This window comes from Mangrovibacterium lignilyticum, assembly GCF_010882175.1.
Taxonomy (GTDB): domain Bacteria; phylum Bacteroidota; class Bacteroidia; order Bacteroidales; family Prolixibacteraceae; genus Mangrovibacterium; species Mangrovibacterium lignilyticum.
The window spans coordinates 15846-41423 of the sequence record NZ_WKLH01000007.1 but is presented as its reverse complement, the minus strand read 5'-3'; the positions used below and the strand labels follow the sequence as shown (position 1 = coordinate 41423).

The 25578-nt window shown below is 40.3% G+C and carries 12 protein-coding genes; all 12 read right to left on the bottom strand.

Annotated elements, in window-relative coordinates; translation table 11 throughout:
• Positions 1-153: 153 nt before the first annotated feature.
• Positions 154-1545 (bottom strand): family 43 glycosylhydrolase, encoded by a 1392-nt coding sequence (locus GJV22_RS21335; protein WP_163718515.1) that lies wholly within the window; start codon positions 1543-1545, stop codon positions 154-156.
• 87 nt (positions 1546-1632) lie between these two features.
• Entirely contained in the window at positions 1633-5409 is a 3777-nt protein-coding gene (locus GJV22_RS21330; protein WP_163718513.1) for a beta-galactosidase small subunit-related protein, read from the bottom strand.
• Between the two features lie 280 nt (positions 5410-5689).
• Entirely contained in the window at positions 5690-7858 is a 2169-nt protein-coding gene (locus GJV22_RS21325) for a hypothetical protein (RefSeq protein ID WP_163718512.1), read from the bottom strand.
• Between the two features lie 185 nt (positions 7859-8043).
• Positions 8044-9597: a RagB/SusD family nutrient uptake outer membrane protein gene (locus GJV22_RS21320; RefSeq protein ID WP_238480374.1), complete on the bottom strand. Its 1554-nt coding sequence runs from the start codon at positions 9595-9597 to the stop codon at positions 8044-8046.
• A gap of 23 nt (positions 9598-9620) precedes the next feature.
• On the bottom strand, positions 9621-12974 hold the full coding sequence (locus GJV22_RS21315; protein ID WP_205461995.1) for a TonB-dependent receptor: 3354 nt from the start codon (positions 12972-12974) through the stop codon (positions 9621-9623).
• A 124-nt stretch (positions 12975-13098) separates the two neighbouring features.
• A complete protein-coding gene (locus GJV22_RS21310; RefSeq protein WP_163718510.1) occupies positions 13099-14178 on the bottom strand; it encodes a FecR family protein in 1080 nt (359 codons plus the stop codon).
• A gap of 129 nt (positions 14179-14307) precedes the next feature.
• A complete protein-coding gene (locus GJV22_RS21305; protein WP_163718508.1) occupies positions 14308-14898 on the bottom strand; it encodes an RNA polymerase sigma factor in 591 nt (196 codons plus the stop codon).
• 181 nt (positions 14899-15079) lie between these two features.
• Positions 15080-16648: a GH39 family glycosyl hydrolase gene (locus GJV22_RS21300; RefSeq protein WP_163718507.1), complete on the bottom strand. Its 1569-nt coding sequence runs from the start codon at positions 16646-16648 to the stop codon at positions 15080-15082.
• Positions 16645-18999, bottom strand: a complete 2355-nt coding sequence (locus GJV22_RS21295) for a beta-glucosidase (RefSeq protein WP_163718505.1) — start codon at positions 18997-18999, stop codon at positions 16645-16647. The genes GJV22_RS21300 and GJV22_RS21295 overlap by 4 nt, the downstream gene beginning before the upstream one ends.
• Positions 19000-19184: 185 nt before the next feature.
• A complete protein-coding gene (locus tag GJV22_RS21290) occupies positions 19185-20456 on the bottom strand; it encodes a BACON domain-containing protein (RefSeq protein ID WP_163718503.1) in 1272 nt (423 codons plus the stop codon).
• Positions 20457-20527: 71 nt separating this feature from the next.
• A complete protein-coding gene (locus tag GJV22_RS21285) occupies positions 20528-22132 on the bottom strand; it encodes a RagB/SusD family nutrient uptake outer membrane protein (RefSeq protein ID WP_163718501.1) in 1605 nt (534 codons plus the stop codon).
• 18 nt (positions 22133-22150) lie between these two features.
• Entirely contained in the window at positions 22151-25570 is a 3420-nt protein-coding gene (locus tag GJV22_RS21280; protein WP_205461994.1) for a TonB-dependent receptor, read from the bottom strand.
• Between the last annotated feature and the right edge of the window lie 8 nt (positions 25571-25578).

Genomic DNA, 25578 nt, shown 5'->3' with positions numbered 1-25578 from the left:
TCCACTCAATATTATGCCTGGTTACCAATGCATGTCGATCAATTGACCTTGCGGGCTTGTCAGCATTACACTGAGTACAAAAAACTGCAACTACGCAGAGAATTACGATCGTTATTATAGAACTATTTTTTCGGTTCATATCATTTTTATTTACTATTCAATTTCAGAATTATTGGCGAATTCAAACCAATCTAATTCAAACAATTCGTTCTTATCACCGGAAAAGGCCAACCAGACAGCATGAACACCCCCAACCTTTTTTATTTTTGAAGTCACTGTGTTCCAATCGCCGGCCTCGTCTCCGCGAATATTCAAGACTCCAACTTCAGCTCCCCAAGGTTGATCAAGTCTCACACTTATCTTTCCCCCATTTTGAAGAGCTTTTACCCGAAACTGAATTTGATCTGCTCCATCTTTAAAGTCAATATACTTGTAGGCCACCTTGTCTCCATTTTGAATGCCTCCGAGTTTTTCGTTCATCGTTTCAAATAATTCAATCCTCGAATTCCCCAAAAGCAAACAGGCGCATTCTGATTCAATTTTCTCCAGCGCATTGAATGGAGGTCCAGCCCCCTGAGAAGTCATCTCCACTTCATTTATGCTACCATCCATATTAAAAGTGATGGGCTCAACACATGCTTTTCGCATCATTCTACTGTTGTGAGTGGATCGATGATAGAAGACATACCATTGACCTTTAAATTTTACGACAGAACCATGGTTATTCCATGTTGACGGATCACAATTGTCATTATCAACTATAACTCCACCATATTTAAAAGGCCCCCAAGGAGAATCACTTGTAGAATAACCAATACAGGTTGGTTGGTTTCCCCGGCTTATATCGGAATAAACAAGATAATAGATTCCGTTTCTTTTAAACATAAAAGCGCCTTCGTGAAAAAAGTGTTCCTTCTCAGTAGCTAATTCGGGAACAATGGATAAGGAATCGATCTCCGTCATATTAGGCTTCAATCTGGCAATTTTCGCATCGAATTGGCCCCAGATATAATAGGCCTGTCCATCATCGTCAATGAACACTGCCGGATCGATCTCTTCTATTCCTCCGAGTGCAATTGATGCCCCTGAGGTAAACGGTCCTATTGGAAATTTACTTGTAGCAACCCCTTCTGCTGCTTTCCGGTCAGGCTGGCAATAGTACAGATAATACATTCCATTCTTAAACTGGCAGTCGGGAGCATAAAGTTCCTTATCTGAATAAGGGACCTTGTCATTATCACCTCTTGATGCAAAAACATTCTCTGTTATATCCCAGTGTACCAAGTCTGAAGTAGAGAGTACATGATATTTATAAGAACAGTAATACTCCGTACTTTCATCCAATGACCCGTAAACGTATAATTTACCATCGTGCCAAACATGAGCTGAAGGATCGGCCAGATATACACCAGCCGGAACAATCGGATTTTGGCAGAATGTTGAATTCGAAATAGTTAAAAAAAGAAGTAGTAATGGATAGTAAGTCATAGCCGAGTGGAACCTGGAATACGCCCCTTCTTTTGCTATTGTACTTCCAGTATCCATAACTACATCTTTTTTCGTGCTTAATCTCATTTGAAATTGACCTTATCTGGGTTTATTATTCTGTCACAACTGAAAATGTCGAAGTGACTATTTAATTGGTTTTATCGTAATTTTTCTCGAATACTCTTGCGGATACACCCGGTATGAATTCAACACCGGCTGGGAGGTATCGCCAACACCGGTAGTTTTATAATCCAAATTAAGCGTGATTCCATCGGCCTTCTCCAGTTGAAATGTATAAAGCGCCTTGGTTATGTTTTCCGTCGTGTACGCATGAGCGTTGAAATTGAAATGCTGGTCCATGGAAAACACAAGGCCTCTACCCTCGCTATTCGTCATTTTCAAATATCGGTTGTCCATTCTCAGACCGTAATCCTGAGGAACTAAATAGGGCTCGTACATTTTATCTACTGTTGAATTATAGATTCCAAGTCTGTAGCCACTTTTGCGATCAGGATAATTTTCCTGAGGTCCCCGGCCATACCATTCGACCTGATCATACTCATTATCAAGCATCAAACTAAGGCCGATTCGAGGTAGCAACTGGGGCATCTGGCCTTGTGGCATCACTCGGTGATTAATTTCGATGAAACCATCTCCATAGACCTTGTATTCATAGATACTTTCAAATCCACCGATTGCACCGGCAGCTCCTCCTTCAATAAGGTAGTCAAGGGATACGGTATTCTGATCTTGCCTAGTAAGAGCAACTTCACGCACATAAATGGACACCATTCCTTCAGCCTCATCCGCTCTGACTTCAAGTGGAATAAAATGAAGTTCATCTACGCCGGTTGAATATAAATCTGTGGCCATGGTTCGTCCATACTCCGGTTTCCAGTTAGGCTGCCTGAAGCTGTATCCAGCCCACCGATCATTCTGATTATTCACTGGAGCACGCCATATGCTGAGTTTGATAGGTGCCTTAATCATTTCATCTCCATCGACCAACATGGATTTAAGTTCGCCAGAATTTTCGTCGAAAGTGTATGAAAATCCTTCTCCTGTAATGATATGATTCCCTTCTTTGGTTGATAATGTTGCCGCCAGATTGGTGGGACCCCTGGGGGGTAAGGGATCGTTCCAGCCAGTTAGCTCAAACTGGTCCCATGAAATTTCATGGCCTTTTTTTGCCCATATTTCATCCTGCTTTAACGAGGAACTGATATTGAGCCGATACTCTTTACCACGAATAATCTCAGGCTTTTTATAGTTGACCATCACTTTAGAACGATTTCCCGGCTCGACATTCAATTCCAAAACACCTTGCTGAAGCACCTTATCATCTTCTGTCAGTGTCCAGGTCGATTCCCAGTGGGAAGCATTTGTAAAATCGCTCCGGTTCCAAACTTCCAGTACACCTTTTTCAGTACTCAATAGCCTAAAAGAGAGTGGCTGTGCTGACTTTTTCATTTGCCATAACTCTGGCTGAGGTTTACGGTCTGGCCAAATACTACCGTAAGTTCTGGCCCCCATTCCATTACTATAAAAAGCACCTCCATTAGTTTCTTTTTCAAAATCCAACCATAAAACGGCATCCGAAGGATTGAGGTTGCTGGAAGGTGATATGGCTTTTGCAAACAACCTGACATTGTCAATCTTCGAATCGCAGACATAGTCTTTCGTATCCTGCGTGTGAATTTCAGCGTTTCGACCAATATTCACAGGAAAGGGCAAATTTTTGATTTTCCCACTCACTTTCGCCGATCCAACTTCAACACCATCGATAAAAAGTTTCATCTGAGCACCATCATAAGTCGCTAAAATGTTATGCCAATGGTTCTCCCACATTTCAGGCAGAGGTACACTTAAAGTTTGTTTTTCCTTGGTGAAAATGTAGAAATCCAGTGAATCTTTCCCGTTTTGTATCAGCCCGAACTGGTTACTTCCTTTGGTCAAAAAGGAGCCAGCGCTACTATTCAGGTAGCGGGGAAATACATCCATCATGATTGACAACTGATCTCCCGATATTTCAAGGTTATTACTTCGATAAACTTCAACCCACTCATCATGTCCGTTGAGATCAAGACACTTTCCGTTAACTCCGTTTACCAATTTTGAATTGCCCATAGCGTAGGTTGGTGTTTCAAAAGGAGATTTATCCGACAAAATACGAACCGAGTCGGTTAAACCGTTGCTCACAAAATCCCATATAGCACCACCCACAATTCTTGGGTGCCTATAAATAACCCGCCAGTACTCATCAAGCGCTCCTCCTCCATTACCGGTCACGGATAGATACTCGTCCATGAACGATGGCCGGCTATCAGTTGTGTCAAGTCCCAGATTAACTTCTTCCTGTAACGGAGACGGATAACGGGGACCGATTATGTCTTCGGCAGGATGAACCATATCATTGCCGCCATACATCCAGTAACGCGTAGGATCGAGCCGCTTACCTTCCTTAACGACCTCTGTGATATTTTCACCCTCACCTGCCTCATTACCAGCGCTCCAAAACAAAATACTTGGATGGTTTCGATCCCGAAGCACTGCCTTCCGAGTCCGGTCTCTATACATTTCGGTGTACTCAGGCATATCCGACACATACTGTGTGGCGTGACACTCATTCCCCACCTCATCAACTATAAACAATCCGTATTCGTCAGCCAATTCCAAATACCTATTAACGGGTGGGTAGTGGGATATACGTACGAGGTTGAAATTGAACTGCTTCAAAAGCTCCATGTCTTTACGGATGGTAGCTTCATCTACAACATGCCCCATTTCCGGATGCTGCATGTGTGTATTCGTACCATTCAGTTTCACCGGTACGCCATTGAGATAAAAAACATTCCCAATGATTTTCGTCTTTTGAAAGCCAATTTTAGTTTGAATTTGGTCGACGACTTTGCCTTCATTATTAAGTAACTCCATCCTCAAACCATAGAGGTTTGGAGTTTCAGAAGTCCATTTTTCAGGTTGTTTGATTATTTCTGAAAGACTTATAGTTTGCTTACCTTTTTTAACACTGAACTTTGAACTTCCAAAGCTGGCAATCTTCCGTCCATTTCTCTCGAGAGTCGCATTCAGTTTATAATCTTTTAGACCCGCTCCGTAGTTCTTGATATCGATATTAAGCGATAGCTTCGAATCAGTATAGCTTTCGTCAAAATCGGTGATTACCTGCCAGTCGAAAAGACGAACTTTGGGTGATGAGTAAACCCATACATCATCAAAAATACCAGCCAAACGCCAATAATCCTGCCCTTCCAAATAGTATCCGTCAGAAAATTTCATTACAAAAACAGCAATGGTATTCTTCCCCGCATGCAAGTAAGGTGTGATATTATATTCCGACGGTTCATGTGCACCTTCATTATACCCAACCTGCTGACCGTTTACCCACACAAAAGATGCCGACGCGATCTTTTCAAAATGCAAAAAGACTTCCTGGCCTTGCCAAGCTGTCGGCAAATCAAATGACTTTCGGTATGCTCCCGTAGGATTGTATTCATCAGGAACCTCCGGGGGAACAACAGCAAACTCGCCGGCTTCTTTTTTTGCTTCTTCCGATTTCGCATATTGGTATCCTAAACTAATATTTCGGAACATTCTATCTCCATACCCCTTCATTTCCCAATTAGAAGGCACCTCAATTAAATCCCATTCAGAATCATCAAAATCCATTTCGAAAAAATCGGAAGGGATGCCTTCAGTTACATCACTATAATAGAACTTCCAGCTACCGTTAAGTAATATGTTTTGTTCCGGTATGTGAAATGCTCTTCCTTCTTCCTGCCCAAGCTCAAATACCTCCGTATTTTCAATATATTTTGACAGGTTATTTAAAAAGCCACCGTCTTGTGTCCACCCACTGTTAAAATAAAACGTGCACGCGATTAGTATAAATAGTTTTCTCATTTTTATTGGTTAGTAGTTTACTTTGCTCGATGTTTCCTTTCACTAAAGATCCTATCTTCTCTGCTTTATCCGTCGAAATTGGCTGAATTACCTGAATATGAAGAGAGATGAATCAGTTCTGTCAAAAACTGACGATTTTGCCCAATTACATACTCTAGACGGTTTAGTGTACATCATCCACTATTCAGAATTGGATTATTATCCGTTTTCAATTGAATAAATTTCAATGATTACGGTTAATTTCGTCGAGATACAGCTTGCTTCTTATTTACTTCTTTTATTAAGGGGCTGGTTGAAGCCCCTCCCACCGAACAACCCACGAACCATCATCCGGGAATCCAGGAGCATTTCTGTTCGGTGCACCATCCCAGCCTGCAGCCATCACTGCTACGGCGTAAAGTAATGCGCCATTGGTAGGCAAATAAGCACCTCCCAATCCCCGGTTGATCCCTGCAACATCGAAAGCTGTCCCCAAACCTCCAAGCAAGGATTCAACAGCGCCTTCGGCATCCCCCATTTTGGCTTGTGCAAGCGCCCCCATGGCAACTCCCCACCCCATACTCCTGCTACCAAATACAGAACCAGTCATTTGATTTGACATTTCTTTCATTTTTGCATAAGTACGAGTGGCTGTTTCGAGTGTGATCGCCTCTGATGGAGGCATTAAACCAAGAATACCAGTAAGACGTAATGGCTGTCCTTGACTATCGACATAAATGCCGTCTTTCATTGGAAACTTCGCAAGGTGTTGCAGTACTTCGTCCCAGTGCGGTTCACGCCCAAGCCCCATGCGTTCACGCCAAGTTTGCCCCTGTTCAATTCCCCAATGCCAAAAGGCGAGCACCTGCGGATTGTCGGTAGACTCTCCCCACTCCCCTGGGCCCATATTTAGCTGAATATGATATATTCCTGTTTCTTCATCAAGTGTTAAAAAGTCTACCATATATTCTACGGTCCCGGATACGACTTCAGCCCACTTATCTAGTGTTTCTTTCTTAGGGTGTATTTTATAATCCAGTTCGGCAAAATGAAGGGGTTGAGGCTGTTTCCACAATAACGACTGATTTCCCTCCCACGGAGCGCTACGTCCAGACGGGCTTCCCGATTTAGGCCATTCTAATCCCTTAAGACCGAATTGTTGTGCCCGTTTGCGTGCTGTCGGTATAAACCTCTGATAGGATTGTACTGCTTCATCAGTTAGCTCCCAACGGCCCCAAAATCCATAATGTGCCTGGTGAAACCATATAATTTCATAGTGAAACTGTCCGCGCCAGGGGTCTATATTCATCAGTCCGCTCTCTGAAGAAGGCCAGCTTCCGGCTGTTTGCACAGCAGTTAACCATTGCGAAAGAACAATACGACGTTCCAGTTCATACCACCTTCGATCGGAGCTTTCTGAAAGATCGATTGCTCCACCGCTCATCCAAAAGTTTTCCCAGTGTGTTGTACTAGCCTGTTTCGTGGCTTCAAAGTCAGGGACTTCATTACCAATGGGAGTTGGAGAATAAGTGGTGCTAAATTCCACAGTAGATAATCCGTTTCCTTCAAGATACCAAACTTTACCACCATCATAAGTTGAAGGAGTTACCTTAGCACCTTCAGTATAGTTCAGCGCTACGTAATACGTAAAATCATCTACCTCTCTTTTAAAGTCAGCTCTGACCTTACTGGTTTGGGCTTGGGTTGTTAAGTTATTTTCAGTTCTTTTGAAATCACCTACCCAATCAGTTTTATTGTTTAATGTTGGATATGGAAAATCCAATGCCACTTTAATCACCCCCCTGGCTATCAGGTCAGACTCAACTTTTACAGATACCTGATCATTATATGGGTGAACATATGTGGTAACCATCACCTGCTGCCCGCTGCCCCCCATCACATCAGGGTTTACCCAGGCACCTTTATTTATCCAATCTCCACTAACTGCAAACCTTGAACTATGGGTTCCCGTCCACAAATCAAGATTTCTACTCCCATTACTAGTAATATCTTCCACAGTTAACTCAGCACCATCATATCTAACGAAACGCAAACGTCCTAAGTTAAAGATATGGGGATTATCGTACATCCAATTTCTGATAGCTTCTTTACCTGACGGAACAGTATCTGCTCCGATATAGCGCTCTCCATTTTTCACATTAATGAAAGATCCAGTTTCTGGAACCTTATCAGGAGTTACACCCTCCGGAAGAGGAAATGAGTGCCAGCCCCAATGCGACATCGTGTTACCACCAAAGGTCTGAAGACCTGTTCCATCCACACCGATGCAAAACTCGCCATTCCCCATAGGAATCTGGCCGCGCTCTTCCCAAGGCCACCTGATGTTATGCCTGGTCACCAATGCATGACGATCTATTGCTTTCGGAGTTGTAGCGTAAGCGCCAACTGATGTATATAGAAATACAAGTAGAAAAAAGGTAAAGATTGATGAATATTTTTCAGGGTGCATCTTGATTAGTATTGCGGGTATTAAAAGAATCAAAAATGATGACTTAGAATGCCATCTCTATACGACTGGACATAAACTAGATATTCCAGCTCAAAAATGAACCAGACGAAATACGATGAAAGATATCTTAGGAAGGTATTTTCTTACGAAAATGCCTTCCTAAGATCAATAGGAACTACTATTTATTAATAACCATCGTTCTGCGGGAATGTACCCATTAATTCGATTTCTGATTGAGGAATAGGGTAATTAACCATGTAAGGCTGCATATCTCTACCTGCTACATTAGTGGAATTTGAACCAACCTTAAAGTGCATAGTCACTCTTTCAGCCAGCAGCCCAAGTCTCTTTAGCACAAACCAACGAGAATGCTCAAAAGCCATCTCACGCGCATGTTCGTCAAGATAAGTGTTTAAAGTTATGGAAGTGTAGTCATGATCATTGTCTCCGAAAGCTCTTCTTCTGACCATATTAATGTATTCCAGAGCTGTGGCGTCTGTGTCACCACCTAGTCGCCAATGTGCTTCTGCACCGAAAAGTAGTGTCTCGGCAAACCGATAATGAATATAGTTTTGATAACTATCAGTAGATGTAGCCGGCTTGTTTTCATCATGAAACTTTTTAAGACTCCAATGGTATCGTCTGTAGTTATCTTCAGTTGAAACGAATGGTTGCCCAAAATTGGCGTGATCAGGATTATTCACAACATATGCACTTTGATCATAGTAATAAGTAACATATCGCTGATCGTTTGTCTGATCATACAAGGACTGCAAATAATCATTAGGAAATGCCCATCCAAAAGCGTTTCCTCCGTATTCAACTGCTTGAACCATTTCGCCACTTCCTGCTTCGTAATAGCGATTGTTGAAAAAGCTTGCGTAAGCAGTTGCGCCACCTCCTGCAGATGCATTTCCACTTGCCAATTCCTGGCTGAATTGATAAGTATATAATGATTCTGCATTATTTCTGTCGCCAGAAAATACCTCATCCAACCCTACTAGATGATATGGTCCATTTTCAACGATAGCATCATACTGATCTGCGGCTTCCTGCCAATCTTCTTGCCACATAGCAGCGTTACCTCTTAGGTGTCTTGCAACACCTTGCCCATAACGTCCTTGTTCGACGACCCAATCAAGTTTTGATATTGCAAAATCAAGGTCACTGTTTACCAAAGCCCAAATGTCGGCAGGTTCTGCCGCCGCATATTCCACGTCCTCATTTGGTTCCGTCTTAAGTACGATGTTGTGATAAATAGTGTATAGTTCCATGTATACTTCGCCACGCATTGCTCTTACCTGCGCTACAAGTACATCTTTTTTAGTTTGGTCCATATCAATATTTGGAGCATTTTCAATGAGAGCATTACACCGTTCAATTATCAAATATAATTGGTCCCACTTTCCTGTTGGTCCGATGGCTGCAGGGTTATATTGATTAGGATCATAAGCCCAACTAGACGCAATTCGCGCAACGCCTAAGTCAGTGGCAATTCTGAAAAACGCACTTGCCTGTATTGGTGCATCTGTTCCAGCAGGGTAATACAACTCTCTCATTAAATTATAAAGTCCAGTTACTCCAGACTCTAAACCTGTCTCAGTGGTGTATAAAAAATTTGCATCAATAACATCAATAGGTGTTTCATCTAATAGATTATCACATGAGGTTATTAACAAGAACGACAATAACAGAATATAGATATTCTTGAATTTATTTAATTTATTAATTAATTTCATCTTTCTTCAATTTTTAAATTCTACTAAAATCCAACTTGAATACCTGCAGTTACTGAAATAGACTCAGGATAGGAATAGGCATTGTTTTCGGGACTAAACGATTGAAAGTCTGTCACCGTTATCAAATTCTGTCCTGTGACGTAAACTCTAAATTTACTCAAGCTCCATTTATCAATAATTTTCTTTGGCAACGTATAACCTAGAGTTACGTTTTGCAGTCTAAAAAACGAAGCGTCCTCCAAACCTGCTGTCACGTTACCCAAATCCATAAATCGTCTACCTCTTGCTTCCAATGGTCTGGGGCGATCACCGGTTGGATTCTCTGGTGTCCAATAATTTACCTTAACTCCCGACAAAATCCCTCTTGGGTTACCACCCGTCTGATAATCGACTAAAAACGGATTAAACTTGGTGACACCTTGAACTGTATATAGACTCATCGAGAAATCAATATTCTTGTATTCCATATTCAACGTAAAAGTACCATACCAATCAGGAGTTTGACTTGTAATTACACGGTCGTCAGCATTTAGGTCACCGTCACTAGGATCTCGGTCCCAAACCTGGATATCCCCCAATTCGGCATTAGGTGTGTTGGAATTATCTATTTGTTCTTGAGAACTAAAAATACCAATCATCTTATAGTCGTAATATGCATCAATTGGCTTCCCAATAAACCAGCGATTGGCAACGTCATCATCTTCTTTTCCATCACCATCTTTATCCTCGCCATATAAGCTGATTATCTTGTTTCGATTGCTATTAATAACAAACCCTGCACTTAACGTAAAATCTTTCTTTTTGATAATATCTGCATTGAATGAGGCTTCAATACCCTGATTTTCGATCTCTCCCACATTGGTTTTGCTTACAGCGTATCCTGTGACGGCTTCAAGTGCACGATCTACAAGCAAGTCCTTGGTTCTTGTATTGTAAAATTCAACGGTTCCATGTAATCTGTTATCAAGAATACCATAATCAAGCGCTAAGTTTAGCGTTGTTGAAGTTTCCCATTTAAGATCAGGATTAGGAAGGCTGGCACCTGGCAAAAGGCCACCTGTTTTAGCGCCATTGATAATGTAATCTCTGGGCACCAAAGTACTTAAGCTTTGATAAGGCTCTATCCCCTCGTTACCGACACTACCATAACTAGCCCTTAATTTTAGGATATCGATACCACTATTAGTCATGAAATCTTCGTGATGAACGTTCCATCCAGCTCCTACGGCAGGGAAATACCCCCATTTGTTATTCGCGCCAAAAACACTGGAGCCATCAGCACGCATTGATGCCGACAAATAGTATTTACCTGCAAAATTATATTGAGCTCGGCCTACAAAAGAAACCAAATTTCTTTCCAAACCTCCTATCGTTGTTTGATTTGTTCCTGCAGCTGATATGGCATAAATTCCTAAATTATCATTGGGAAAATTCTTTGCTTCATTTGTTAAATAGTATGTTTGTGTATTTAACACACTTTGAACAAACGTTAGATTTAAACTGTGATCTTCATTACTAAAATCAAAATCATAATTAAAGATGTTCTCCAACTGCCAAGATTTATTCTCATCATAGGTGATTGAACCCAAACCTTGGCCACCTGCTTGAATACCTAACAATGATTTTGATGAGTTGTAGATGATGCTTTTTCTATTTATAGTAGTTCTACTGGCATTGAACCTGTAATTAAATCCTTTGAACGGCTTCAGATCAAAAAACACATTGATAATATCTCTTTTATCTTCAGTCGTATTGATAATTTCATTTAAATCCAGCAATGGGTTAAAACTATCCTGAACGTCACTTGGATGTATTTTTAAGCTACCATCTTCATTATAAACTTGACCTAAAGGTGAGGTCGTAATAGATCTCAACAACATTGATCCTGCGTCATCTGTATACGCAACACCTGGGTTGTCTTTATTTGAAATCTGGTAAGACGTGTTTATTCCTACTTTTAACCAATCACTAATGGTTTGGTCTAAATTCAAACGAATTTGACCTCGATTATAGTCCGACCCCTTTATGAGCCCCTCTTGTCTAAAGAAATTAAAACTGCTGTAAATCTTAGTTTTTTCTGTACCCGCAGAAACACTAATATCTCCATTCGTAATATTCGCATTACTGTTAATAATCTTATCTTCCCAATTGATATAGTCACGCGAGGCAATAGTCTCCAGTTCTGAAGCAGAAAATACTTGATCATCCGGTAAAAACACTCCCCCATTAGAGGCTCTAAAAGCTTCACGCTTATATTCTATGAATTCATCTCCACTATATGTATCAAAATGTTTTTGAAGAGTCTGCACTCCAGAGTAACCAGAGAAATTAATTTGAATTTTCCCCTCTTTCCCTCTTTGAGTAGTGATCAAAATAACCCCATTTGAAGCACGTGCTCCATAGATTGCCTGTGCTGCTGCATCCTTTAGTACCTCCATGGAAGCGATATCATTGGGATTGACGTCATTTAAACTGGAAACTTGAACACCATCTACAATTACCAAGGGCTCATTACCGCCATTGATGGATCTTTTTCCCCTGATCTGAATAGTAGAAGAGCTACCAGGACTTGCATCGGCAGTAGAAATGAGAACGCCAGCTGCTTTACCCCTTAGCATCTCACCAAGGTCAGAAGACGTGGTTTTCACTAGTTCGTCAGCTTTTACCGAAGTAACGGAACTGATCACATCACTCTTCTTCTGAATACCGTACCCAACAGCAACAACTTCCTCCAATCCAATCGTACTTTGATCCAAAGTTACATTGATTGAATTTAATCCATTTACCTGAACTTCTTTGGATTCCATACCGACGAAAGAAAACACCAAAGTTGCATTGGAAGCCACATTGTTAAGAGTATAATTTCCATCAAAATCCGTAATAACACCTTGGGTTGTCCCTTTTACCAAAACAGTAACTCCGGGTAAAGGAGCTCCCGAAGAATCGGTTACATTTCCCTTGACCGTAACAGTCTGTTGGGAACTTTCCCAAAAATTGTTCTTACTGCCTTCTTCTGATAGAAGAATCTGCCGACCTTTTATCTCATAATGAATTCCATTGCTTTTCAGAATCATATCGAGAACTTCTGTAATATTCTCATTATCGACGTCTACATCAACCTTTCGCTCTACATCTATGACTTCGGAACTATACAGAAAATAGAAATTTGTTTCGTTCTCAATTTTTGACAAAACTTGTTTCAAAGAAGTGCTCTGATAGTTTAGAGTCAACTTTGTTTCTTGGGAGTACGATTCAAGCCCCATAACTTGAATAATCGCAACCAATAAGAAGAAGGCTGTTAGTTTCATTACCAATAAAATTTTTCGCGCATTACACGCATTTCCCACCTCATTGGCGAGATAAATCGTTTTTTTCATACTTTTGTTTAGTTTTTAGTTTGAAATAACTCCTACAGAGAGTTGTTTTTTAAAACTCAGGCAGAGTGATGTGGCGCATTACTCTGCTTTTTAAGTTCAACAGCGATTACGTTCCATGCATTATTTAGTTTATTTCATTACCTCCTTTTTTACGAATTAAAATTTTCTTTTCGGTGAATGTTCCGTCCCGCTTTTTATTTCGGGCAGTTATTGTGTATGTAATTGGAGCGATGCTTTCCATCATTTCTAAAACCTGTTCCAGAGGTTCGTCAACAAAAGTTGCCGTAAAAGTAAGGTACTCTAATCCTGGATCTTCTAATTCTATTTCGACATTATACCATCGAGATAAACGTTCAACCACTTCATTCATTGGATTCTCCCGGAACACTAATTTCCCTTCTTTCCATGAGACATAAGCTGTTAAATCTTCCTGCTTCAGCGTATACTTATTTGTATTCTCATCAAACACAAAACGCTCACCGGGTTTCATTTCACACACCTCTCCGGCATTATCCCTGGGGCCATTCAGAATAATCACTCTCCCCGACTCCAGCGAAGTTTCAAATTTGACGTCTTCACTAAATGACTTCACGTTAAAGGCAGTTCCAACGGCCTTAACCGCTAAATTTCCTGAATAAACGACGAAAGGAATCTCTTTATTTGTCGCAACTTCGAAATAAGCCTCTCCATCTAACTGAACAGATCTCGTACTACCGTAAAAATGATGAGGATAGATCAGTTTACTCCCTTGATTCAGCCAAACCACTGTCCCGTCAGCTAGCTCAAACTGTGTTCTCGAATTTGGAGGAGCTACTACTTCATACTTAGAGGAGTCACTTAAATAATCGAAGCGGTCAGATTGAAAAAATTGTATATAAATGTATAATGTTAAAACCGGGAGCATTAAAACTGCTGCTACTCTTGATAATAATCTTACGATTCGGACTGTCTTACCAGAAAGATTATGCTGTTTTTCTCCAATCCTCTTCGATTGATTTAGATTTATGGTATGATGAACTTTATCCAACCGAGCCTGAGCCAGCTCGCGATCGGGATTCTCTTCAACACCTATTTCATCCCAGTAACTTTGGAACAAATTGATGTCAATTTTCCCGTGTGATATCCCAGCATAGAAGTCATCAACTTCGGCCGCGGTGCATTTATTTGAATGAAATTTATTTAGAAGATATTTTGTCATAGCCATTTATTTCAATAGATCTTAATAAAACTATTAAAATCAGCTGACTAAACAGAAATTTGATTGATATTTTCTGCGGTCAACTAATGGTTAGACGTTCAAAAAATAAAAACCACTATTCTCCCTATGATTTTTTTACAAAAAAAGATCAATAAAAAAGAGCATCGCTAAATATGACTTTCCGAGATGTTCCTTCAAAAATCGATGGGCCTTGACAATATGGTTTTCCACAGTGTTGACTGAGATGTTAAGGGCTTCGGCAATCTCCTTATAAGAGGAATTTTTAAAATGTTTCATTTTAAACACCTCTCTTTGTCTTTTCGGCATTTTCTCAATTAGATTATTCAGCATTTCCTTCATCTCCTCGGTATCTAATTGCTCCACCAGATCAACATCATCTGTCTCTACCTGAACAGACTTTACATATTCAACGTAACGTGTGTCGTGCACCCTTCTTCTTAGGAAGCTGATTGTTGTATTGTAGCCGATCGTAAATAAATAGGAGTTGAATGCAGAATGCGCTTTTAGCTTCTCTCTGTTTTCCCATACCTTCACAAAAACCTCATGGACAAGATCTTCTGTATCAGTTGTGTTCTTGACAAGAGAAAAAATAAATTTCTGCAACTTGTAATTAAACAATGAATAGATTTCATCAAATGCCTGCATATCTCCGAGGGTAAACCTTTTTACCACAGATTCGTCAATGCCTGTTTTATTATCTTTCATGTTTTAAATACCATAAATGCGACTCACTAGCAATGACTAAAGTACAAAAGAATGTTTGTATACCAAACAATAATCATCATTCAAGACCTCAGTTCTGCACCGATAAGCAAGTCGCCACTAACTCACTCGGTTAACCCGAATGAATTAAGTGGCGACTCATATTCAAAGTAGGCAAACAATGCTACTCCTCGAGCACGATAAGCTGTAATGTATTGGGGTCCAAATCTAAAGGAGTGCTAAGATCTTCACTTCCATCGAGATATTTCTCTTCAACCAATTGAAGATTGCAGTCATCCGGATCTGCATGGTAATTGCTCGTATTTCGGTCGATGCGATAGATCCTAGCTGTTAATTTTTTACCTCTTAATGAATCGGGCAAATTCGCAATATTCAATTCTGCTTTAAATCCTTCCGTCTGTTTACCTTGATAGTTCCAGACCATCACGGATACACCTGAGGAATCAGCAGCTGCAAGCGAATACAGTCCTTTCCCTTCTATAGGCTTAGTGGAGGGCTCCGCCGTTACCCTTGTTTCTTTCATCTTAGAAAGCATCAGCATCATATTGCCATAAGGTGTGAATTTTTCAGTTTGGACAAACGGCAGCCCCAAATCAGTCCTTGTTACCAACTGGTCCTTTCTGCCTTCACTGCGGTGGCGCATTACCCAATTGAAAGGGTATGTATTTTTACTTTCCATATACCAATATAAAATTGATGCCATTCCCGCAGCCTGACGGAGGTGGTCATTTTTCATAGAAGTAAAATCATCAAAAGCTGGCCCCGGGTACATCCCCATTTCCGTAATAAACACGGGAACATCAACTTTCATATTTCTGCTTGCAAGTTCTTGATTCAAGATTACGCGTTGATCCTTTACAAGTGACGGATTGTCTTTAAACAGGATATACGCAGAATCCGGTTTTGTGTAATACCCATGAAAAGATATAAAATCGATCCGCTTATCGGGCGATGAATCTTCAACATAGGCATCCAGGAACGGTTGCAACCATGTAAGCGAAAATTGTGAAATTGCGGGTCCTCCAACCAGCAATGGGCTTTCAGGATTCAAGTCTGCATTAACTTTATTTACGGCCTTATAATAGATTTTATAATACTGGTAATAGTTTTCGGGGGTCACTCCCTCGTTGGCATAATCGGGTTCATTAGTAGCTTCAATATATTTTATCTTAGGGAAGTTCGTTTTTAATTCCTTCAGAATTTGAGCCAGACGTTCAATCTTTTCATCATCACTAACATTCCATCCACGCACGACTCCAAGGTGACTGCAATTGACCATCACGTTATCCGAGATTCTGCAGGCATCTGATAAATAGTCCGACATTTCACTAATATCAACTTTGCCGGTCGCATCATCGAAATATTTGTTCCCAATAAACCAAACACGATAAATTTTTCCATGTAATCCACTTTGATTGTAAAAGTCGACATCTGAGTCCCTCTGCTCCACAAACTCACCGCTACTCTCAAAGTTATTATATCTTTCAGCATGCAAAAACTCGCCTTTGGATATGGCACAATTTACATGCACAATCGCCTTTGTCTCACTGGCTGCAAGCATCGGTTCAATGGGTGCATTTATATCGATTCCCTGCTCTTTCAAATACTGTTTAACATCTTCGGATATAGCAGGCTGTATTTGTTTTCTGTCTTGCTTATTTTGTTGAGCATTTGTACAGTTTGAAAAGGCCAATATGGACAGAAGAAATATAAATATTTTTAGATTTTTCATTTTTCAGATTTATTCAGTTCGTTCTTCATTTCGTTAATTTCAAATTTCGGCAAGAGTGCCTTGCTCACGACCTCAATCAGAATATCATTTTCCAGATTGAATTTTTGTGAAAGTCTTATATCCTCGCATGAAGCAGCGATTTTCACAGTATACTCACCTGCATCTGCTATCCATGCAGACCTCTCAGAATAAAAAGACGCAAGTTCATATCCATCGATTTTGAAGGATATAGTTTGAGATTCGCCAGGTTGTAACAATTTGGTTTTTGTGAAACCTTTTAACTCTTCAGCCGGCTTATCGAGTTTATTTTCGGGGGCACTAATATACAGCTGAACAACCTCTTGACCAGCTACCTTCCCGTTGTTGGTTACTTTAATACTGGCTTCAATTTGATTTTTAAATTTTGGGGAGCTCAGTTTTAAATCGCTGTAGCCAAACTCGGTATAACTTAGGCCATAACCAAAGGGATAAGATGTTTCAACATCAAACGTGTTGTGGTATCGATAGCCGACATAAATACCTTCTTCGTAAACAACGTCTTCAGGCTTATCGGCTGGCGTTCCCGGAAAATTTCTTACTGAAGGAACATCTTCATATTTTACAGGGAATGTAGCGGGAAGTCTTCCCGATGGATTAATTTTTCCACTTAATATATCTGCTACGGCATTTCCTGCTTCCTGTCCGGGTTGCCAGGCTATTAAAATTGCATCCGGCATGTCTTTCCAACTTGCTGTTTCAATCACTCCGCCGACATTCAATACGACGACCACTTTTTTACCTTTTGAGTGGAAAGCTTTTGTTATGGTTTCAATATTACCTATTTCAGTTTCAGTCAGATTAAAATCTCCATCAATATTTCTATCTTCCGTTTCCCCAGAATTACGACGAATGGTTATTATTGCGACGTCTGCGTTATCTGAAACCTCATCTGCAAATTCCGGATTGACAGGCATCTCAGTAGCCCTCTTGATCCTACCTCGTATAGCATCCATCATGTTTTGCTTGGGCGTGTTCTCTTTTATATAGTTGCTATAAACCTGTTTGGACACATCCTCTATAGAATAACCGCTACTTTTCAGGCCATCGATAATATTTACCGTTGGACCTGCACGCATTACAAAACCACTGCCTGAACCTCCGACATTGGTTACATACGATCCGTTTCCAAACAAGGCTATCTTTTGATTCTTATCTTTTAAAGGAAGGGCGTTGACTTCATTTTTTAATAAAACCATTCCATTGGCTCCCGCTTTACGTGCCATTTGAGCATTATTCTCCAGATCAGGTTTATTGGAATATTGGTAATGTTTGAATTTTGGTGATCTCATTGTGTTTTTCAAAATCCATGCGATGTTTTGATCCAACACTTCTTCTTTCAGTTTTCCACTTTTAACTGCTTGAATGATCAACGTATCCTGATATGGTCCAGGCATTATCAGGTTCAAACCGGCCTTCATTTGTACCACAGGATCTTTGCCAGTGTCCCAATCCGACATGATTATTCCCTCATATCCCCAATCGTTTCTAGCAATAGTAGTCAGCAAGTCATAATTTTCTGTTGCTGTTGCTCCGTTTACGGAGTTATAGGAAGCCATCAAAGTCCAGGGATCGGATTCTTTTAGAGCAATCTTGAAGCCTTTCAAGTAAATTTCGCGGAGAGCCCGTTCACTAATTCTGGCATCTACAGCTATCCGGTTAGTTTCCTGATTGTTTGCCACAAAGTGCTTCACCGAAGTCCCAACACCTTGCGATTGGATTCCGTTTACCATAGCTGCTCCCATTTTCCCGGAGAGTAACGGATCTTCAGAATAATACTCAAAATTTCGCCCCCCCAGCGGATTCCGATGGATATTCATACCTGGGGTCAGCAATAAATCAAGTCCGTATTCCAAGACTTCATTCCCCATACATTTTCCTATCTCATAAACAAGATCAACATCCCATGTCGAGGACAGATTAGTAGCGATAGGATAAGCTGTTGTTCGCGATCCAAAACTAGGACCGGCAGGACCATCAACCATTTCAATTGTTGTCACTCCCAGACGGGGAATTTCTAATGTTCTGCCAACTGCCCCCGAAACATATACTTTAGTTTGATCGGCCAAACTTCCGGGTATTGGTTGATTCGGAATCTGAAATCCCATACTATTTTCTTTCTCACCCATTTTTAACCCGGTGCCTACCACGAGCGCTGCTTTCTCCTCGAGCGTCATGGCAGCAATTACTTCCTCAATTGGTGATTTTCCCAACTGAGGAAGATTGGATATAGCTTGTCCGTACACGTTTTCAAACGGTATCAGGTTACCTGAAAGTAGACAAAGAATGACTAATATGAATTTAAATTGTTTCATTTCTGTAGTAAGATTAAACAGCCCACGACAAGCCCTAGGCTGAGGATAATGGAGCAAAATCGATTGGATCTGGGCCGTTGACAAAATTCGTTATTGAATTGTCAAATTTTGACTTTTATAATTCTTAGAACTTAACAGTAATTCTGAATAGAGGTGGCCATTCAACCACCTCTTATTTATCACAATTAATTGTGGCAACGCATGCTGCTTACATCAAAACCATCACGAAGTATTCCTGTAGTGATTCCAGAAGTAGCAGTTATAGCAGCTATTTCTTTTGTCCAAACAAAGCTAAACTCTCCGTTTACTGGGCTTCCTCCTGCATATTCGGTATACGTTGCGTCTAGTAATGAAATAGTACCGGCATCACTTGGACATTCGAGAACTACCGTTGCTCCAATAGGAATTTTAGCACATTCTTCAAGCGATACAGAAAAAATGGTATAGCCACCACTTTCAACTATTGAATATTCAAGATCAGTATTCATATCGATAAAGAATAGTGATGAAATATCAAATCCATCACGAAGAACTCCTGTAGTTATTCCACTTTCTGCCGTAGTCGCAGCAATCCCATTTGTCCAACTAAAACTGAATTTACCATTAACCGGGCTTCCACCAGCATATTCAGCGTATGTGGCATCGAGAAGCGAAATTGTTCCATTGTCACTCGGACATGAAAAATCAAGCGTTGCACCAATCGGTATTTTCTCACATTCTTCAGCGCTAACAGAGAAGATAGTATATCCCCCCCCCTCATTTATAGAATATTCAAGGCTGGTTTTTGAAAACATTGCATACGCTCCGGTAACCTCGAATCCGTCACGAAGGATGCCTGTCGTTATTCCGGATCCTGCTGTAATATTTGCAATTTCCTGCGTCCAAACGAAACTAAATGTTCCATTTACTGGAATTCCTCCTGCAAATTCGGTATAGCTTGCATCAAGGAATGAAATTGATCCTGATTCTCCGCATTCAAAAACTACTGTTGAGCCAATAGGAATTTGGTCACAATCTTCGTCCGGTACACTGAGGATAGTATATCCTCCACCTGTCGTTACGGTATAATTTAGATCAACTGTGGTAATACTCGATGATGGGAAACCTTCCTGGTCAACGTATAAAAATCTCATAACATCATCATTTATTACAATCAGACGACTTGTTCTCACAAGGGTGCTATCATTTTGGATGTAGGAAACATTTAGGGAGTCTCCGCTGTCAACTATTTCATAAGTTAACCAATCTGTGCCTGTCTCATCAACTGTAACACTATATTCGTTATTTGCTGAAACACCAACAGTAAAGCTTCCGGCTGTATACGGAACTGTCGTTTCTGATTTCTCTAATTCAAGGGTAGCCTTAATAATTACTTCATCATCGTCACTACATGATGTGAAAACACAGATTGATGAGAAGATTACTAAAACAGTTAATATTATTTTAAGTTCTTTCATTATATTCATTTTGATTTGTTAAAACTATATATCATAAAAGCATCTTATAATTGTTTAACAACGGTCCTAATCTACCAACCACTATTTTGTATCAGGTTAGGATTAAGAAGGGTCTCTGAATACGGGTAAGGAAAAAGTTCGTCACGTCCCGATTGAAAACCCGATGCTCCCGCAAAAGCTTCCTCAGTAACATCGTAATCGGTTGTTCCCGAAAGATATCCGTAAAAAGTATAAGTAGTTAAACCTCGGGTTGCGAGAGCTGTTGGTGCATCCCCCCAACGAATAAGATCAAGATAGCGTTCTCCTTCAAAGGCTAGTTCCGCTCTTTTTTCATCCTTAACATCCTGAAGATCGAAAGACCCTAAGCCACTAAGGCCGGCACGAACACGAACTTTATTTAATGCTACCAGTCCCTCCGAAACTTTTGTTCCTGATTGTATACATGCCTCGGAATAAAGTAAAAGTACTTCTGCATATCTCATTCCCGGCCAGTTTGTATAGGTATAAGGTAGTCCGGCTTCTCTTGAATCAGGCACCACTTCGTCGGCCCAGGCAAGAACTTTGCTTCTAAAATACCCTTGACAGTTAATCATAGATGCATCCGTTTTCCAAAATTCAGATACTGCCTCTTCTGTATCAGTAGCTAAACCAAGATCTACAAATCGTTGTAGTATATCCTCGTAATCCCAAATGGTTCCATAGTAACGGGGTTTTCCTTTCTCTCCCCGGTCAACCATAAAGTCATAAAAGTCCTTATTCAGATCTGCTCCGCTTACCCCCTGCTCTGTTATACCTCCCGGAACAGTAACATTAGCAGTATTCCAGATAAATCTCATAAACCTGAAGTCTCCTTCATTCATATAGGTGCTTGCGGTTGAATTGTCGTTCACATTCCATTCCCACATATACTCATCACAAAAATCGGCTGGCATGTGATATAGTTCTGTAAAATCATCAATCAGGTCATACTTGCCTGAATTTATCACTTTTTCCAGGCTTGTTATTGCGCTTGCATAATCTCCCCTTAGTAATTGTGCTTTACCAAGAAGGGCATACGCGGAATGCAGGGTGACGCGACCACCAATTTCCTGTTGACCACCTAATCCAGATTTTTCAGGAAGTCTGGCAATTGCCTCTTGCAAGCTTGTCTCTACATAATCCCAAAGTTCTTCTGTGGTTCCGTTTGTTGGTGTTAATTCCTCTGTTGCCAGAACGTGATCTACGAGTGGAGGATTCCCCCATAACCTGATTAGATTTGTATAAGCATAGGCCCTCCAAAAGTATGCTTCGCCAATAATCTGCTCCTTAACTTCTGAATTAGGTTCCAGCTTTTCAATTATCAGATTACAGAGATAATTGATGTTGTAGAAATTCGTGAAATACTGACTCCCTGTGTGATTAGAAGAGGTAACGTTAATATTGGAATAAAGACCCCCTGTTGCTGGTGAATCATCAGACAAAGAGTTTAGTAAGTTCACCCAAAAATATCCTGTTACATTGTACACTTCTGCATAAACATATGCGATAAGAGATTCTGCATCGGCGTCTGTTGCATTTGCATAATAACTGTCTAAGTTGGCGACGCTCCGCTGTTCAATATCTAAAAGATCCTCGTTACACATGGTAAATAAAAACCCTGTAACAAGTAGTGCTATTATTATTTTGAATTTTCTCATTGTAGTAATACCTTAAAATTAGAATGATACATTAACACCAAATAATACTTGTTTCATTGCAGGATAGCGTACCCTGTCAACTCCCATTCCTCCACCTTGAGACATACCGTTCGAACTTCTTGGTTCGTCTCCTTTTGAGAGCCCTGACATAACTTCAGGATCGTTACCTGGGTATTTCGTAAACGTGAAGAAGTTATCCAGTGAGACATAAGCTCTTAATGAAGACATCTTTAGTTTGGAGATCAACTTCCTAGGGAACGTATACCCCAGTTGTATCTGCTTAATTTTAAAATATGATGAATTAAATACAAAATCATTAGATGAGCCGTAATAAAATAAGCTCGTAGTATTGTTCCATAAGCTTGGCGCGGGATGTACTCCGTCAATGTTATCCATCGACCAGTGATCCTCAGTAATAGCGGTTGGTAAATTACCTTTGGGTTGATCCAAACGTGCAATGGCCCAAAACAGTTCTGATCCCTGAACACCAGAACCAAATACTTTCAAATCGAAGTTCTTATAATCAGCTGTTAACGTAACTCCGTATGTATAGTCTGGAATACTAGAACCTACATAATCTTTTCCATCATCAGTTCCAAGTTGCTCGGCTGTTTTATACACGGGCTGACCTGTCAAATAGTCTATATGGTCAATAATGTTTGTTCGGAGGTACCATATCGGATAACCCACCTCAAAGTAGGTCGCCTCAGTGAAGAATCCACCACCTCCAGGATAACGACCTTCTTCATATGGACTTTCCAAAACCTCATTATGAAGTGTGGAAATATTTCCTTGTATTCCATAGCTAAATTGACCAACCCGATCTTTCCATTCGAGTTCAAATTCCAAACCCGAGTTTTTTATTTTACCAAGGTTTACCCACTGGCTTGAAGTTCCCGAAACTGCCGGAGCCGTCATCTCAGTAAGTAAATTAGTCGTTATTTTATTGTAATAATCGAAGGAAAAGGACAAACGATCGCTAAAGAATCGAACATCTGCACCAACGTCATACTGTTCAGACTCTTCCCAAGTTAAATCCTCATTCGGAAGTACATCCGATGGAGCTGATCCGGCAATAAGCCCATTATTGAAATTATAGTAATCACTTGCTAACGTCACATAGGTTGTGTACCTGTAATTACTTAATGAATTAACATTACCGTTTATCCCCCATGAACCGCGAATTTTAAAATATGAAAGTATATCTTGGTTCTTTTCCTGCATAAAACTTTCATTCGACACCACCCAACCGGCAGACACAGAGGGGAAATACCCCCACCGATTAGATTTCGAAAGTCTTGAAGCATCATAAGCATCCGCACGGAAGTTTGCCTGAAGAATATATCGATCGGCATAACTCCATCCAAGTCGCCCGAAATAAGAAATATTGCTGGTCTTATCGGAACTTCCGCCAATAGCATCATTTGCATCTGCAAATGAACTATTTAAGTTATGAAAATTAGGCAAAGCACTAATTAATTCATCCGTACTTGCAGACATGTATTCCATAAGATTCTGAGTATACTGCATACCAGCCATGGCAGTGAATTCGCTATTGCCTCTTGAGAAACTGTAATTCGCAAAATTTTCCCATTGATAATAAGTGGACTGATACATAGCCTCGTTGAGTGCCGGATTTATAAGATATTTGGTTGCACTCCACCAGTAAGGCTCCCTGTATGTTTTTGTATGAGTAGATCCCAATCCATACCCCAACCTTGAAGTAAAAGAGAAATTTTCGAAAGGAGTTAGTTCGGCATAAAGTGTACCGCCTAACGACGAATTACGCCTCAAATTATCGGAATTATGTATCATTCCCAACGGATTCTGTGGTTCTATAATAAACCGGGAAGTACCGTAAAGTTGATTCTGTTCATTCCGAAGAACATTATAACCCGCAGCTTCTGCTTCCAATAAGTTGTAGCCGTTTTCGGTAGGAGCGTCGGCATCATTTTCATAGAATTTGGGGACAGTCGGATCGAAGAAGTAAGCACTTCCGATTACACTATTAACAGAATTATAGGCGTTTTGAGATATGGATGTAGTAGTGCTGTGATCAATGGAATTTGTTGTTCCAACCTTTATCCAATCATTTATTTTGTATGAAGCGTTAATCTGTCCGATGTAACGTTTGTTTACATCTTTATCACCAACGACCATTCCGTCGTTTTTGCTGTATTTAACAGATGCAAAGAACAAACCCTTATCGTTACCTCCTTCAAATCCAATTATATGGCTTTGTGTTTCTCCATTTTCAAAAACTTCTTCCTGCCAATCGGTATTAGCGTTTTGAAAAGCCCCCTGAGAAACACCTGCATCTGACCAAAACTGTTTAAATTCATCCGCATCCATCATGTCAACCTTGTTTGTCATCGATTGAATGCCAAACTGCGTATTGTAAAAAACGCGACTCGTTCCTCGTTTACCCGTTTTAGTTGTTATAAGTACAACTCCGTTACCTGCCTCTGTACCGTATATAGCACCCGAGGCAGCATCTTTTAATATCTCAATAGATCCGATATTCTCAGGATCAAGGAAATCAATATTATCTACTTTTAATCCATCGACAATAAACAAAGGATTCGATAAACCATTACTTGAATATCCCCTGATTCGAAAGCTCGTACTTGATCCGGGCGCTCCACTTAATGCCATAATCTGAACTCCAGCAACTTTACCTTGTATCGCGCGTCCAACATCACCTGTAGAGCGGTTTTCTAATGCTTCGGCTTTTACCGATGCAATAGCTCCGGTAACATTACTTTTCTTTTGTGTACCATATCCAATAGCAACAACTTCATCTAGCTCGTTAATTTCTTCATCTAGAACTATATTTATTTCTGTTCGACCTTCTACCAAAAACAACTGATCATTATACCCGATGAACTTTACCAATAATCGTCCTGCACCTGGAATATTGCTTAAATTAAACTTTCCATTGGCGTCAGAGATTGTCCCTATTGTCGTTCCTTCTAATATAATCGTCGCACCTGGTAGCGGCTCTCCACCAACATCAGTGATCGTTCCTATAACCGAGATATTCTTTGAAAGGTTCTCCTGTTTTGCGCCATCTCCCCTCTTTAAAATCGTAAATATTTTACCATTTACTTTAAAGGTTAAATCATCAGGTAAAATTTCTCTTAGCAGGTCTTCGACAGACTGGTTACTCGCCTTAACAGACACTTTCTTGTTGACATCGATGTCACTGTTGTTATAAAAAAACGCACAACCACTTTGCCTCTCTACTTCCCGAAGTAGATCTTTTATAGATATATTATCATTATCTATTGTTACACTCTTTATTTCCTGTGCCATAACGTTTAAAGAGAGTATGGTACAGATGAATAATAGAAATAAAATCCTCCCCGGTTTCTTAGCCTTAAAAGCCTCGAATGAAACGTTTTTTTTCATAAAGATTAAATTAGGTTTTAGCTTCATAGTTTAAA